Consider the following 13232-nt stretch of genomic DNA (forward strand, 5'->3'; position numbering starts at 1 on the left):
GTCAGGCCGGTGTGGCGTAGGGCGGCGCTTCCCTTTTCCATTTCCCGTCTCCCACGGAGAGGACGGTGATTCTGACCCTGTCCAGTCCGTGGTGTTTCATGTCCAGCCGTTCTGCAGCTTTTTCACTCAGGTCAATGATGCGGTTTTTGATGAAGGGGCCCCGGTCGTTGACGCGCACTTTCACGGTTTTTCCCGTGCGGAGGGACTGGACGAGCACCTCGCACGGGAGGGGCAGGGTGGGATGCGCCGCGTGCAGGTGCCAGGGGCGCACGTTTTCCCCGATGGCCGTTTCTCCGCTGACGAGCCCCCACAGCGCGCATTCATTATAATGGGAGGCGATGCCCGTTTGTTCATAGGACAGCGCCTGTTCCACGCTCATGGGGTGGTAGCGGTGGCCCCGGATGGTGTAGGGGCGGGTCATGTAGCCCGTATAGTCCCGGCTTTTGGGTGAGGAGGAGCAGGAGGCCAGCCATAACAGCCCGGCCAGCATGGCCGCTCCCCTGATGATGCCCGTCTGCATGCCTTATTATATGGCCGGGAAGATGGGGTAATGCAAGACGCCGATGCGTTTTCCCGCTCCGGAGAGGACGGCGCCGCCGGGAATGCTGGCGTGTCTGCGGCAGCCGGGCCACAGGGACAGGGAGAGGGATGGAATGGCCTTTGCCGATCTTGTTTTGATTTTGGTTGACTTGACTGGGCCGCTTGCGTAGCGTTGGTGCGATTCTGGGAACTTACTACAAATAATAGATAACATAATGAGCAGACAGGCATTTTATCCGCATCTCTCAGTGGATTGTGTGTTGATCGGGTTCGATGAGGAAGGGCTGAAGGTCCTTCTGGTTGAAAAGACACATGTTGCACCCGGCCATACCGGCGCTATTTCCAAGCTGCCCGGTGATTTGATTTATGAGGAGGAAGAACTTGACGCCGCCGCACGCCGTATCCTGTTTGACATGACCGGCATGTCTTCCCCCCATTTGGAGCAGTTCCATACCTTCGGCGCGCCGTCGCGCATCAAGAATCCGGCGGACAGGGAGTGGGTGGAGGCCATCTCCGGCCAGAAGATAGGCCGCCTGGTGACGGTGGCTTACATGGCCATGCTGAGGATTTCCACCAAGCTGCGCAAGCTGATGGAGAGCCACAAAACCCGCTGGGTGCCCGTGGACGGCCTGCCGGAGCTGGCGTTTGACCACCGGGACATTATTGATCTGGCTCTGGAGAGGATACGTTCTTCCGTGAAGAAGGAGCCCGCGCTGATTTACGACATGCTGCCCGCCAAGTTTACGGCGCTTCAGCTCCGGCGGCTGAATGAGGAGATTCACGGCAAGCCCATGGACGTGCGCAATTTCCACAAGAAGATCGCCTCCCGTCCCTACATTGTGCCGCTGGATGAGAAGGAGGAGGGCGTGGCCCACCGCGCCGCGCGCTATTACCGTTTTGACCGCAAGATTTACAACCGCCTTTATTACCGGAGCTGATGCCGTCCGGCTGTCCGGGTGCGGCCGTTCCGCCTTGCCGGGCCTCTTCCCGCCATGTTTGCGGGGAGGGGCTCTTCTCATTTGACAGAGTCCGTTTTGTAACGCATCTTATCCGCACGTTGATTCCCATGACAGATCCGGCCTTCATTCCAGACGATTTTTTCAAGGTGCTGGCGCCTTCCGATATTTTTGGAACGGACGGCCCGTTTGAAGTGGATCTGGGCTGTGGAGACGGAGGGTTCCTGCTCCAGATGGCGGCCCATTATCCGGAACGCCGTTTTCTGGGCATTGAGCGGCTGTTGGGCCGCGTGCGGGGCGTTTGCTCCCGGGCAGCCGTCCGCGGCCTGGAAAACGTGAAGGTGCTCCGGGTGGAGAGCCGTTATTTCCTGGAATGGATGGTGCGGCCCGGCTGCGTTTCCCGGCTGCACTATTTGTGCCCGGACCCGTGGCCCAAGGAGAGGCACCACAAGAACCGCCTGGTGCAGGATGATTTTCTGCCCGTGCTGCACCGTTCCCTGGCGGACGGCGGGGAGTTCCTGTTTAAAACGGATCATGAGGAGTATTTCCTGTGGGTGCTGAACCATGTGGCGCGCAGCGGCCTGTTCAGCAGGTCCGGTTGGGAGGATGATGAGTTTTTTTATCCCCGGACGGATTTCCAGCTTCAATGGGAGTCCATGGGAAAACCGATTTACCGCGCCCGCTTCATTAAATTGCAGAAAGCCTGATTCCGATGCCTTTTACACTTCACCAGAAAGATTCCTCCACGGCTGCGCGCCTGGGCACGCTTGATTTGCCGCACGGCCGGGTTCCCACCCCCATCTTCATGCCGGTGGGAACGCAGGGTTCCGTGAAAACCATGCATCCGCAGGATTTGGAGACGCTGGGGGCACGGATTATTCTGGGGAATACCTACCATTTGTCCCTGCGTCCCGGTTCCGCCCTGATCCGGGAAATGGGCGGCCTGCACCGGTTTTCCTCCTGGAACCGCCCCATTCTGACGGATTCCGGCGGTTTCCAGGTCTGGTCCCTTGCCAAGCTCCGCAAGATTACGGAGGAAGGGGTGCGCTTCCAGAACCATCTGGACGGCGCGTACATGATGCTGAGTCCGGAGCGTTCCATGGAGATCCAGGCGGACTTGGGCAGTGACATTGCCATGCTGTTTGACGAGTGCCCCCCTTATCCCTGCGACAGGAAGTATGCGGAAGCCTCCCTGGGCTATACGCTCCGGTGGGCGCGCCGCTGCAAGGACTGGGTGCAGGAGCACCGGCCCCGTTCCGGGGAAGGGCGTCAGCACCATTTCGGCATTGTGCAGGGGTCCGTGTATGCGGATTTGAGAAAGAGGTGCGCGGAGGAACTGGCCACCATGGAGTTTGACGGTTATGCCATCGGGGGCGTTTCCGTGGGAGAGCCGGAGGAGGAGATGCTCCGGGCCATCGACCATTCCGCACCCTGGCTGCCTGAGGACAAGCCGCGGTACGCCATGGGGCTGGGCACGCCTCCCCAGCTATTGGAGATGATCGCCCGCGGCGTGGACATGTTTGACTGCGTGATGCCTACCCGCCTGGCGCGCCACGGCGTGGCCCTGACTCCGGACGGCCCCATGCATATCAAGAACCAGCGCTGGGCGGCGGATTCCCGCCCGATCGACCCGGAAGGGCATCCGCATGTCACACAATTCTCCCGCGCTTACGTGCGCCACCTGTTCAAAGCCGGTGAAATACTCGCTTTAAGATTGCTTTCTTTCCAGAATCTGGAATTCTATCTCCGGCTAATGGCTCAGGCGCGTGAGGCCATAGCCGCCGGCACGTTCGGCTCCTTCAAGGATTCATTCATCGCGCGGTACAAAGCAAACGACATTTTATGAATATCTTCATGTTAGCACAGGCTCAGGATGCGGCGGCCGCCGCCGGACAGGAACCCTCCAATATGTTCCAGCAGATTCTCAGCAGCCCCATGTTCATGTTTGTGATCATCATCGTCCTGTTCTGGGTGATGCTGATCCGCCCCCAGAGAAAGGCCCAGAAGGAACAGCAGGCGCGCATCGCGGCCCTGCAGCGCGGGGACAAGGTGGTCACGAACGCCGGGCTGCACGGATTTGTGGAAAAAGTGAATGACCGCACCGTCTCCCTCAAGATTGCGGAAGGCGTGGTGGTTGAACTGGAAAAGAACGCCATCGTTCAAGTGGAGAAGTAAGGTTTTCCGCCTTCCGTACGTTTTCAGCATCCGCCCGTGTCGCCTGACGGCAGGGGCGGATGTTTATTTTTGAAACCGTCTTTTCCCGGCGGGGTTAATAAGAATGATCATGAGATTGCCTCACACGTTCATCCTGTCCTGTTCCGCGGCACTGGCGTTCGGTTTTCTGCCGCCTGCGGCAGGTCAGACCGCGGCTTCCGTAGACCGCAATGAAGAGGAGCCTGTTCCCAGGCCCGGACTGGAATGCCTTCAGGTAACCCTGCTGATTCGCCAGATGGTTCTGGACCGGTATGACAGCACAGGAACGGGCATTTTGTCCGAACAGGACAAGGCCCGGCTGGTGGAGGATGCGCGCGCCGCGCAAAGGGAAGCCCGGAAGAAGTTCCTGATGCAGTTTGACAAGGATGGGGACGGAAAGCTTTCTCCGGAAGAATACAAGGCCTTCCGGGAGCATGTGGAGAAACGCCGCGGTTCCCGCAGGCCGGACGCCGCCCCGGACAGGCGGGGCGAGCTGCCCCCTCCTCCCCCCCCTCCCGGCGAAGGGCGGGAAATGCCCATGGTGGAAATCCGGACGGCGGCCCGGAAGCGCTTCATGGTGGCTCCCGGCCTGTTCCTGCTGACCCGGAACATGCTGATGCAGAAGTATGACGCCAACGGAAACGGCCGCATTGATCCGGAGGAGCATGCCGCTGTCATGAAGGATGCGGCGGCTCTGTACCAGGCCAGAATGAAGGAGATGATGGATCTTTACGACCTGGACCAGGATGGCGTGCTCAGCCCGGTGGAGAAGGAGCAGGCTCTGGCGGACAGCCATAAGGACAGTCCCCTGTATGCCATGGAGGAACCGGACGACATTGACCTGTTCATCCGGGCGAATATCAGTGAAGTGCTGCTGAAGGAGGCTTCCGTGAACAGCGGGGAGGAAAAGGAGAAGGGCACGGAATAATTTTATTCTTCATGATGGAGAACCCTCTGGAACCGGAACAGGCCTTCCTGCAATATCTGGAGGTGGAAAAGCAGGCCTCCCCCCATACGGTGGAGGTGTATGCCCGCGCGCTGCGCCAGTTCCGGGCCTGGGCGGGCGGGATGTTCACGGGGTGGGAAAACTGTACTCCGGACCAGATGAGGGACTGGCTGTTCCAGGAATTGAAGGATGAGGCCGCCACGGCCTCCATCCGCCTGAGGTTTGCCGCCCTGCGCAGTTTTTACCGTTTCATGATGCGGCGGCGCAGCCTGGAAGCGAGCCCGATGACGGGCGTCTCCCTCCCCAGGAAAAAGAAAAACCTGCCCGTTTTCCTGACGCTTAACCAGATGCTGGAATTGCTGGAGCTGCCGTACAAGACGCCCGTTCCTGCGAATGCCCCCGCGTGGCTTCCCTACCGTGACGCGGCTATTCTGGAACTTTTTTATTCCTGCGGGATGCGCCTGAGTGAACTGGTGGGGCTGGACGTCAGCAGCGTGGACCACCGTTTCCGGGGGGTGCGGGTGATGGGAAAGGGGCGCAAGGAGCGCATTCTGCCTGTGGGCGCTCCTGCGCTGGCGGCTCTGGAGGCCTATGCCTCCATGGCCTGCCTGCCTAAGAATTCCCCCCTGTTTGTCTCCCGCATAGGAACCCGGCTCAGCGCGCGCGCCGTTCAGATGATGCTGGACAAGTACGTGAAGCTGTCTTCCATTCCTTTCACCATTTCCCCCCACAAGATCAGGCACACGTTTGCCACGCACATTCTGGATGCCGGGGCGGATCTTCGTTCCGTCCAGGAACTGCTGGGCCATGCCTCCCTGTCCACCACTCAGATTTATACGCATGTGACGCGGGCCAGAATGGCGGAAGTTTACAGGCAGGCGCATCCCAGGGCATAAGGCCGTTTTATCCCATGACGGAAGAACTCATATTCGCAGGAATCCTGCTGCTCTCCCAGGCGTCTCCGGGCCCTGATCAGGCTTTTGTCACCCGGAGCACCCTGGCTTACGGCTTTGGCGCCGGGGTGATGGCGGCTCTGGGCATTGGAACAGGGGTGGTCGCCCACGCGGCGCTGGCTTGCACGGTGGGGGCTTCCGTTTTTCACAGCTCCCTGGGGCTGGTGCTTTTCTGTGCCGCCTCCTGCTGGATGCTGTACCTGGCGTGGAAGATATGGCCGCGGGGGAGGAAGGGCAGCCTTGCCGGGAGCGGGGATATTCCCCCGGCTTCCGGCATTTACCGGGATGCCCTGGTGACCAACCTGATGAACCCCAAGGCCACGTTCTTTTTCGTGGCCCTCTCCGCCCCGCTGCTGGAAAAGAATCATGACCCTTCCTATGCCCTGTTCCTTGGCGCATTGATCGTGGTGACTGGGACGGCGGGGTGGATTCTGTGGGCTCTTGTTTTCCGCTGGCAGCCTATCCGGTCCTTTTATGACCGGCATGCCGGAGGGGTGGATGGAGTGCTGTCTCTTGTGCTGGCGGGGTTCGGCCTCAGCATGCTGTACTCCTTCGGGCGCATGGCGGTGGAAAGTTTTTCCTGATGCGGAGATGGGAGGGAACGGCTTTTTTCTCGGAAAAATAACTCTGGTATTGACAATGACTCCATTATATCGCATACATCTGCACCCGCTGTGGGAAGCTGAACGCGCACGCATGTGAGTGACAAGGCGCGCAAGTTCCCCATTAACACCTTTTACTTATAATTGATATGGCAGTAGCAATCAGACTCAACCGTCAGGGTTCCAAGGACCGTCCTTACTATAAAATCGTAGTTGTCGACAGCCGTGCTCGTCGCGACGGCCGTTACATCGAACAAGTGGGCTCCTATGATCCCATGAAGGAAGGCGTCAACTACACCATCAACCTGGAAAAGGTTGACAAGTGGCTTGCCAACGGCGCGCAGCCCTCTGAAACGGTCAATTCCATGATCCGCAAGGCCCGCAAGGCCTAAGCCCGGTTCTTCATCATCTTTCCTGAAGGCGTTCCTCTGACGGGGACCGCCTTTTGTTGTTTCTTGCGCTGATGCGGGAGAATTGTCCGGTGGCATCCCTGCATCGGGAGCACCCCGTGCATAGAAAAACGGCCCGGCGTCACTGCCGGCGGGACTGGAACACCCTGGCGGATTCCAGAATGCCGAACGCGATCTCATGAATGTGGAGATTGGCCGTGTCAATGGTCAGGTGCGCCGTTTCCCGGTAAAAATCATGCCGCTCTTTCATGAGGCGGCCCAGCACGGCTTTGGGATTGGGCTGCTGGAGCAGGGGGCGGTTGGTGCATCTGGAAATGCGCTGGTACAGGGTGTTCACATCCGTATGAAGCCAGACGACGAAGCCCAGCTTTTTCAGCAGGTCCCGGTTTTCCGGCCTGATAGTGATGCCGCCGCCTGTTGAAATAATGCGGCTTTGCCTGGCCGCTCCATGCAATTGGCGCAGAATTCCGGTTTCAAGGTCACGGAAATGTGATTCTCCATGAGCCTTGAAAATCTGCGGAATGCTCATTCCAGTCTGGTGCTCGATCATCTGGTCCGTATCCGTGAAACGAAGGCTCGTCTCCCGGTGCAATTCCTTCCCGATGGTCGTTTTGCCGCACCCCATCAGCCCGATCAGGATGATGTTTGGCAAGGATGTTGGCGCGGCCCCCTTCATGGCCTGATTGTACTCAATCCGGCGGCGTGAGAAAACAACTTTTTAGCCGTATGGCCTTTTCCGTCTCCCTCTTCTGCTCCGGGCGGAATGCCGCAATGGGAAGGGTCAAGGAGGCCCGGTTAGGCAAATAGGGGAAGGCCAGGAACCTTCATGTCCGGCTGAGATGCCGCACTCCCGCGAATTTGACGGCTTCTCCTCTCCGGGAAAGGAGGTCTTACTTGACGCAGGAGCTTCCTTCAGGCAAGGATAAGGCCATGCAAACCGAAATGTTCGAGGTAGACCCCCTGTCAGACAACCGCAAGCTGTATGTCCGTGCGGCGGAAGCGCTGGCTGCGGGAGCGCTGGTGGGAATCCCCACGGAGACCGTGTATGGCCTGGGAGCGGATGCCTTGAATCCGGAAGCGGTAGCCAGAGTTTTTGAAGCCAAGGGAAGGCCCTCCTTCGATCCCCTGATTATCCATGTTCATCATGGAAAGGAGGTGGACAAATACACCGCCATTCCGGAGGAACTGAAGGAACTGGTGCATACGCTGGCCTCCAAATTCTGGCCGGGGCCGCTGACGATGGTATTGCCGAAGGCGGACATCATCCCGGACATCGTGACCAGCGGCCTGCCTACGGTGGCCGTGCGCGTAAGCGCGCATCCCGCCATGCGCGGGGTGGCAAAAGCGCTGGGCCGTCCCGTGGCTGCGCCCAGCGCCAACCGCTTCGGCCATATCAGCCCTACTTCCGCCTCCGCCGTGCAGAAGGAGCTGGATGGACGCATAGAAATGATTCTGGACGCCGGAGCCTGCTCCGAGGGGCTGGAAAGCACCATCGTGCGTCCCATGCTTGACGAGAAGGGAAAGCCCGCGCTGGAACTGCTGCGTGAAGGTCCGGTGACCCGGGAGCAGTTCCGGAACCTGGTGAAGGTGGTGCGCCGCAAGCCTGCTGTCCGTCCCGTTTCGGAAGAAGCTCCGGCGGATGCTCCGGGCCAGCTCGGCAGCCATTACGCTCCGCGCAAACCCATGACGCTGCTGGAAGCCGGGGAAGAATTCGTGCCCGTGGAAGGAGTGCGGTACGGTCTGCTCTCCTATGAGGGAACGTCTGATCTTGCCCAGGAGGGCAGTTGGACGGAAGTGGTGGCCATGAGCCCCGGCAGCGGACGGCTGGCGGAGGCTGCCGTGCGCCTGTTTGCCCTGATGAGGCAGATGGATGAAAATGAAGCCATTGACGTCATCGTGGCGGAACCCGTTCCGGAAGCCGGGCTGGGCCGGGCCATCATGGACCGCCTGCGCCGCGCCTCCGCCGCCAGGGAATGACTTGTCCACGGCTCCCCGGATATGCTACTGTCACCGCGAATCCCTTTTTGAACTTATGGCCGCTACGTTATTTGAAAAAATCTGTTCCGGGGAAATCCCTGCGGACATCGTGTACCAGGATGAACAATGCGTCTGCTTCCGGGACATCAGCCCCCAGGCTCCGGAACACCTGCTGCTGGTTCCTCGCAAACCCATTCCCCGCCTTTCCGGTGCAGGGGAGGAAGACGCCGCCCTGCTGGGCCATATGATGCTGGCCGCCGGACGGATTGCACGGACCCTCCACCTGGATGAAAGCGGCTTCCGCCTGGTCATCAACAACGGCCCGGACGCCGGAGAGGCGGTACCCCATCTGCACATGCACCTGCTGGCAGGCCGCAAGCTGGAATGGCCTCCCGGTTAGGCCGGAGCGGAATTAGTGCCGCCGGTGGGAGGGAGGGGATGTGTCATTCCTGCCCTTTTCCGGGGATGGTGCCGCCCTGTCTGCTTGTCAGGCGTGGAGTCTGCCTGTAAGATGCATTCATGAAAAGATTGCTGGTAGAGCTTGAAAACTTGCCGGAAGCGGGGAAAAAATACAGCGGTGAGCTGGATTCCGAAATCTTCGGCATCGATGATGAAGAGGTTACTTCCATTGGGCCTCTTGCTTTTGACTTGCAGGTGCAGAGATTTGAAAACGAATTATTCGTACGGGGCAATATTTCCGCTCCGTTCAAATTCCGTTGCGTGCGCTGCCTGGGCTACTTTGACTACGTGGTGGAGGTAAGCGATTTTGCCGCCTCTTTTGAAATTGACGCACAGAGTGTTGTGGACGTTTCAGACTCCATGAGGGAGGAAATAGTCCTGGATTTTCCCGCCTATCCGAAATGTGCGGACGGAGGCATGGAAAATGACTGTATGGCGAAAACTCCATATTTTGGAGTGGACAAAGAGGGGGGAACGGGTGTAAACAGTTCTGCCCCGAGCAAGAATAGCGGCGTGTGGGACGCCCTCAATGAGCTGGGGGATCATCATTAATCACCTTTTTACCAACTAAAATTATGGCAGCACCTAAGCGCAGAACGTCCAAGATGAAGCAGCGTACCCGCCTTGCCGCGCAGGCATGGCGTGCTCCGAAGCTCCGCAAGTGCCAGAATTGCGGCAGCAGCACCCCCGGTCATACCGCCTGCCCCAATTGCGGTACGTACACGACCCGCTCCGGCAAGGAAATCGTGGTGAAGGCGGAAGCGTAAGCTCCGCAGGCGCCGCATTTGCCTTGAAAGTTATCGCCGTACTGCGGCGCTACCATGTAGACCTCTCCAGCCGCTTTTGCTCCGCAAAGCGGCTGAACTTGCTTGAAGCAGGCTGTTTTTTCTGCTAACACACTTCTTCAACAAATACTATGAAGATTGCACTGGATGTGATGGGCGGCGACAATGCGCCCGATATTAACATGGACGGGGCGAAGCGGGCCCTGCAGGATTTCCCTCTCATTGAAAAAATCTATCTTGTGGGGAGGGAAGAGGTGGTGCGCAGCTCCTGTGACCGCTGGGGGCTTTCCGGTCCGCGCGTGGAAATCGTTCCCGCCGCGGAAGTGGTGGAAATGAATGAATCCGGGCTGCTGGCGGTAAGGAAAAAGAAAAACTCTTCCATGTCCGTCTCCGTGGACCTGGTCAAGACCGGGGATGCGGACGCCGTGGTCAGCGCGGGCAACACGGGCGCGGCCGTAGCGGCCGCCACCATCAAGCTCAGGCTGCTCGACGGCGTGGAACGCGCGGGCATCGTGACCCAGCTTCCGAATGAATTCGGAGTCTGCAATGTGACGGACACCGGAGCCAATCCGGACGCCAAGCCCCGTCATCTGGTGGGCTATGCCGTTATGGCCAGCATTCTGGCACGTTCCGTATACGGCAAGCCGATGCCCAAGGTGGGCGTCATGAGCAATGGCTCCGAGGATGAAAAGGGAACGGACTTTACCAAGGGAACTTTTTGTCTGTTGAAGCATCTGGAGGAGCGCGGCGCGCTCCCTTTTAAATTTGTGGGCAATGTGGAAGGCCATGATCTCTTTGAACATGAAATAGACGTGGCGCTGACGGACGGCTTTACCGGGAACGTCCTGCTGAAAACCTGCGAAGCCACCGCCAAGGCGTTCGGCAAATGGCTGAAGGAGGAACTTCAGGCAAACCCGCTCCGCATGATGGGAGCCGCCTGCGCTTCCGGCGCATTCCGCGCCATGAAGGCGCGCCTCTCTGCAGACTCCGTGGGGGGAAGCCCCCTGCTGGGCGTCCGGGGCGTGACGATCATTGCGCATGGCAGCTCCACCCCCGTCGCTATCCGCAATGCCCTGAGAGTCTCCATGGAAATGGTGCAGCAGGGTGTCAATCCCCTCATTGAAGAGGAGATGGCCAGGCTGGGCACTATTCCGGAGGTTTCCGAAGTGTACCCCAAATAATCAATCATGTTTCATTTTCTGAAAAAACATGCCGCAGCAGCGGCAAAAGAAGGAAAAAAGCCGGAAGAGGCAGCCTCCGTTCCCCGTTCCCCCGGTGACCGCCTGGACTCCAGCCTGGCGGTATCCGTGGGCCTGTGCGTGCTGGTCTTCATCGTTCTTCAATGGATGGGCAGTTACAGTCCCCATTGGGGGAAATCCGTCTGGCACCATGTGTCGGAAGCCTTTCTGCTCTTCTCCGTGACGCTGGCGCTGATGCCCATGTACTGGCTCTGCGCCGGTTCCCTGCGCAGGAAAAACAAAACCTTTGTCGTCACGTGGGGGGCCATTCTGGTCCAGCTCCTGTTCTTTGGCCTTATCCGGCATGTGACGGCTGATATTACGTCCGACATCGGCAACGAACTCCTGTACCTGCCCTATATGATGGCACCGCTGATTGTAACGGTGCTGCTGGGGCCGCTGCTGGGCATGTTCGCTACCATCTCCATCTGCATGCTCGGTGGATTCTTCATCCTGCCGGAGCAGTACGTACCGGAAAAGCAGGTCCAATTCTGGATCTTGAGCTCCCTCTCCGGCATGCTCACCGTGCTGCTTACCCATAACCTGCGGAACCGTGCCCAGTTGCTGCGCGCGGGCTTCTTCGTGGGGCTGCTCGTCATGGTATTGTGCTGCATCATGGGCGTCATCAATCTCCAGGCGTGGGACTACAACCTGGTAGGCGTACTGGTATGCCTGGCCGTGGCGTTTGGCGTAAGCATGCTGACCAGCGTGCTGATCAGCGGCGTACTGCCTATTATAGAAGGTGTCTTTAAAATCATTACGCCCATTTCCTGGCTGGAAATGGCGGACATGAACCGCCCGCTGATGAAGAGGCTGCAAATGGAAGCTCCGGGTACCTTCCACCACTGCCTGATGGTCGCCCAGCTGGCGGAAGCGGCGGCGGAAGCCATCGGCGCCAATCCCATTGAATGCCGGGTAGCGGCCTATTACCATGACATCGGCAAAATGCAGAACCCCCTCTACTTCATTGAAAACATCATGGACGGCCCCAACCCCCATGATGAACTCACGCCCAGCATGAGCGCCCGCATCATCATTGACCACGTTCAGGACGGGGTGGAGCTGGCCAGGGCGAACAACCTTCCGCGTCCTCTGGTGGACGTTATTGAGCAGCATCACGGCACCTCGCTGGCCTACTTCTTTTACCGGAAGGCCCTTCAATACCGGGATGAAATCCTGAGCAGGGTGGAAAGCGGGCTGGCCTCTCCGGACGATGTGCCGGAAGTGGTGGAATCCAACTTCCGCTACAAGGGCCCCAACCCCCAGAGCAAGGAAACGGGCATCGTCAGCCTGGCGGACATCGTGGAAAGCGCCACGCGCTCCATGGGAAAAATCTCCTGTGAGGAAATGCAGAAAAGGGTGGATGAACTCCTGAAGCAGAGGGTGGTGGACGGCCATTTGGACGATTGCGGCCTTACCTTCGGGGATCTCAAGAAAATCCGCAACAGCTTCATCAAGACGCTGAAAAGCATTCACCACAACCGCATTGCATATCCTTCCCACAATCCGGAGGCAAAAATTGAAAAGCCTGTTCTTCCTGTGGTGACTGCCATGAAGGAAGAGGAAAAAGCGGAGAAAAAGGAAGGGGAGGGCAAAGCTATTCCGGAAATCATGGAACTGCCCGATGCCGGCCAGCAGGAAAAGCCCGCAGAGGTGGAGCAGAAGGACGGGACGGATACGGAGAAAAATGAAACCGCGTCTTGAACTTTATAATCATCTGGAAGAAGGGCGTCTCAGTCCGTCCGTTGCGGATGCCCTGGCCCGTGCCCTGGATGCCTGCCTCCCCGCTGTGCTGGCATTGCCTGAAGGCCCTGTGCCCGTCCTCTCCGTATTGGACGAGGTGGAAATAAGCGTGGTGGACGATGAAGTAATCCGGGACGTGCACGCCCGTTTTCTGAATGATCCCACGGTGACGGACGTCATCACCTTCCCGCATGGGAACGGAATGGGTGAAATCATCGTCAGTTATGATACCGCCATCCGGCAGGCGTCGGAATTCAATGAGCCGGTTTTCAGGGAGCTCTTCCGGTACATGGTGCATGGTCTCCTGCACCTGCACGGCTACATAGACACGGAGCCGGAAGAACGGGAACGCATGTTCTCCCGTCAGGAACCGCTGGTGCGGGAATTCGGGACTGTCCTGGCAGGCATCTCTTTCCCGGATAACTGCTGA

General features: G+C 58.7%; 17 protein-coding genes. 15 read left to right on the forward strand and 2 right to left on the reverse strand.

What is annotated here, in order from left to right:
• Position 1 precedes the first annotated feature (1 nt).
• Positions 2 to 520 carry a septal ring lytic transglycosylase RlpA family protein gene (locus tag P8A25_RS03305; RefSeq protein WP_022397810.1) on the reverse strand — a complete coding sequence of 173 codons (519 nt, stop codon included), beginning with the start codon at positions 518 to 520 and terminating at the stop codon, positions 2 to 4.
• A 235-nt stretch (positions 521 to 755) separates the two neighbouring features.
• On the opposite strand from P8A25_RS03305, the gene P8A25_RS03310 reads away from it, so the two are divergent.
• The 8 genes from P8A25_RS03310 (at position 756) to rpsP (ending at position 6582) form a co-directional block, all read left to right on the forward strand.
• Entirely contained in the window at positions 756 to 1478 is a 723-nt protein-coding gene (locus P8A25_RS03310) for an NrtR DNA-binding winged helix domain-containing protein (protein ID WP_102721851.1), read from the forward strand.
• Between the two features lie 128 nt (positions 1479 to 1606).
• Complete coding sequence (trmB, locus tag P8A25_RS03315; protein WP_215442515.1) at positions 1607 to 2203, forward strand: tRNA (guanosine(46)-N7)-methyltransferase TrmB; 597 nt, start codon at positions 1607 to 1609, stop codon at positions 2201 to 2203.
• Between the two features lie 5 nt (positions 2204 to 2208).
• Positions 2209 to 3342, forward strand: coding sequence for a tRNA guanosine(34) transglycosylase Tgt (gene tgt, locus P8A25_RS03320; RefSeq protein WP_215442517.1), 1134 nt, complete (start codon positions 2209 to 2211; stop codon positions 3340 to 3342).
• An 8-nt stretch (positions 3343 to 3350) separates the two neighbouring features.
• A complete protein-coding gene (gene yajC / locus P8A25_RS03325) occupies positions 3351 to 3671 on the forward strand; it encodes a preprotein translocase subunit YajC (RefSeq protein WP_240454344.1) in 321 nt (106 codons plus the stop codon).
• 109 nt (positions 3672 to 3780) lie between these two features.
• Positions 3781 to 4617, forward strand: coding sequence for an EF-hand domain-containing protein (locus P8A25_RS03330; protein ID WP_180973012.1), 837 nt, complete (start codon positions 3781 to 3783; stop codon positions 4615 to 4617).
• A gap of 11 nt (positions 4618 to 4628) precedes the next feature.
• Complete coding sequence (locus P8A25_RS03335; RefSeq protein ID WP_102727680.1) at positions 4629 to 5531, forward strand: tyrosine recombinase XerC; 903 nt, start codon at positions 4629 to 4631, stop codon at positions 5529 to 5531.
• Between the two features lie 14 nt (positions 5532 to 5545).
• Entirely contained in the window at positions 5546 to 6172 is a 627-nt protein-coding gene (locus tag P8A25_RS03340; protein ID WP_022397817.1) for a LysE family translocator, read from the forward strand.
• Between the two features lie 167 nt (positions 6173 to 6339).
• Entirely contained in the window at positions 6340 to 6582 is a 243-nt protein-coding gene (gene rpsP, locus P8A25_RS03345; protein ID WP_012419329.1) for a 30S ribosomal protein S16, read from the forward strand.
• A gap of 139 nt (positions 6583 to 6721) precedes the next feature.
• On the opposite strand, the gene P8A25_RS03350 is transcribed toward rpsP, so the two are convergent.
• On the reverse strand, positions 6722 to 7252 hold the full coding sequence (locus P8A25_RS03350) for a shikimate kinase (protein ID WP_180971073.1): 531 nt from the start codon (positions 7250 to 7252) through the stop codon (positions 6722 to 6724).
• A gap of 278 nt (positions 7253 to 7530) precedes the next feature.
• On the opposite strand from P8A25_RS03350, the gene P8A25_RS03355 reads away from it, so the two are divergent.
• The 7 genes from P8A25_RS03355 to ybeY all read left to right on the forward strand — a co-directional run bounded on the left by P8A25_RS03355 (position 7531) and on the right by ybeY (position 13232).
• A complete protein-coding gene (locus tag P8A25_RS03355; protein ID WP_022397819.1) occupies positions 7531 to 8577 on the forward strand; it encodes an L-threonylcarbamoyladenylate synthase in 1047 nt (348 codons plus the stop codon).
• 55 nt (positions 8578 to 8632) lie between these two features.
• Entirely contained in the window at positions 8633 to 8977 is a 345-nt protein-coding gene (locus P8A25_RS03360; RefSeq protein WP_022397820.1) for a histidine triad nucleotide-binding protein, read from the forward strand.
• Positions 8978 to 9096: 119 nt separating this feature from the next.
• Complete coding sequence (locus tag P8A25_RS03365) at positions 9097 to 9588, forward strand: DUF177 domain-containing protein (protein ID WP_022397821.1); 492 nt, start codon at positions 9097 to 9099, stop codon at positions 9586 to 9588.
• 23 nt (positions 9589 to 9611) lie between these two features.
• Positions 9612 to 9803 (forward strand): 50S ribosomal protein L32, encoded by a 192-nt coding sequence (gene rpmF, locus P8A25_RS03370; RefSeq protein WP_012419324.1) that lies wholly within the window; start codon positions 9612 to 9614, stop codon positions 9801 to 9803.
• Positions 9804 to 9952: 149 nt separating this feature from the next.
• Positions 9953 to 11002: a phosphate acyltransferase PlsX gene (gene plsX, locus P8A25_RS03375; protein WP_022397822.1), complete on the forward strand. Its 1050-nt coding sequence runs from the start codon at positions 9953 to 9955 to the stop codon at positions 11000 to 11002.
• A 6-nt stretch (positions 11003 to 11008) separates the two neighbouring features.
• Entirely contained in the window at positions 11009 to 12763 is a 1755-nt protein-coding gene (locus tag P8A25_RS03380) for an HDIG domain-containing metalloprotein (protein WP_215442518.1), read from the forward strand.
• On the forward strand, positions 12747 to 13232 hold the full coding sequence (gene ybeY / locus P8A25_RS03385) for an rRNA maturation RNase YbeY (RefSeq protein ID WP_215442524.1): 486 nt from the start codon (positions 12747 to 12749) through the stop codon (positions 13230 to 13232). The genes P8A25_RS03380 and ybeY overlap by 17 nt, the downstream gene beginning before the upstream one ends.

Origin of the sequence: Akkermansia sp. BCRC 18949, from assembly GCF_045011645.1 — a bacterium.
GTDB classification, from domain to species: domain Bacteria; phylum Verrucomicrobiota; class Verrucomicrobiia; order Verrucomicrobiales; family Akkermansiaceae; genus Akkermansia; species Akkermansia massiliensis.

Excerpts from the sequence above, each read along its gene's own strand:
- P8A25_RS03305 (WP_022397810.1), bottom strand. The coding sequence starts at position 520 with ATGCAGACGGGCATCATCAGGGGAGCGGCCATGCTGGCCGGGCTGTTA.
- P8A25_RS03310 (WP_102721851.1), top strand. The coding sequence starts at position 756 with ATGAGCAGACAGGCATTTTATCCGCATCTCTCAGTGGATTGTGTGTTG.
- trmB (WP_215442515.1), top strand. The coding sequence starts at position 1,607 with ATGACAGATCCGGCCTTCATTCCAGACGATTTTTTCAAGGTGCTGGCG.
- tgt (WP_215442517.1), top strand. The coding sequence starts at position 2,209 with ATGCCTTTTACACTTCACCAGAAAGATTCCTCCACGGCTGCGCGCCTG.
- yajC (WP_240454344.1), top strand. The coding sequence starts at position 3,351 with ATGTTAGCACAGGCTCAGGATGCGGCGGCCGCCGCCGGACAGGAACCC.
- P8A25_RS03330 (WP_180973012.1), top strand. The coding sequence starts at position 3,781 with ATGAGATTGCCTCACACGTTCATCCTGTCCTGTTCCGCGGCACTGGCG.
- P8A25_RS03335 (WP_102727680.1), top strand. The coding sequence starts at position 4,629 with ATGATGGAGAACCCTCTGGAACCGGAACAGGCCTTCCTGCAATATCTG.
- P8A25_RS03340 (WP_022397817.1), top strand. The coding sequence starts at position 5,546 with ATGACGGAAGAACTCATATTCGCAGGAATCCTGCTGCTCTCCCAGGCG.
- rpsP (WP_012419329.1), top strand. The coding sequence starts at position 6,340 with ATGGCAGTAGCAATCAGACTCAACCGTCAGGGTTCCAAGGACCGTCCT.
- P8A25_RS03355 (WP_022397819.1), top strand. The coding sequence starts at position 7,531 with ATGCAAACCGAAATGTTCGAGGTAGACCCCCTGTCAGACAACCGCAAG.
- P8A25_RS03360 (WP_022397820.1), top strand. The coding sequence starts at position 8,633 with ATGGCCGCTACGTTATTTGAAAAAATCTGTTCCGGGGAAATCCCTGCG.
- P8A25_RS03365 (WP_022397821.1), top strand. The coding sequence starts at position 9,097 with ATGAAAAGATTGCTGGTAGAGCTTGAAAACTTGCCGGAAGCGGGGAAA.
- rpmF (WP_012419324.1), top strand. The coding sequence starts at position 9,612 with ATGGCAGCACCTAAGCGCAGAACGTCCAAGATGAAGCAGCGTACCCGC.
- plsX (WP_022397822.1), top strand. The coding sequence starts at position 9,953 with ATGAAGATTGCACTGGATGTGATGGGCGGCGACAATGCGCCCGATATT.
- P8A25_RS03380 (WP_215442518.1), top strand. The coding sequence starts at position 11,009 with ATGTTTCATTTTCTGAAAAAACATGCCGCAGCAGCGGCAAAAGAAGGA.
- ybeY (WP_215442524.1), top strand. The coding sequence starts at position 12,747 with ATGAAACCGCGTCTTGAACTTTATAATCATCTGGAAGAAGGGCGTCTC.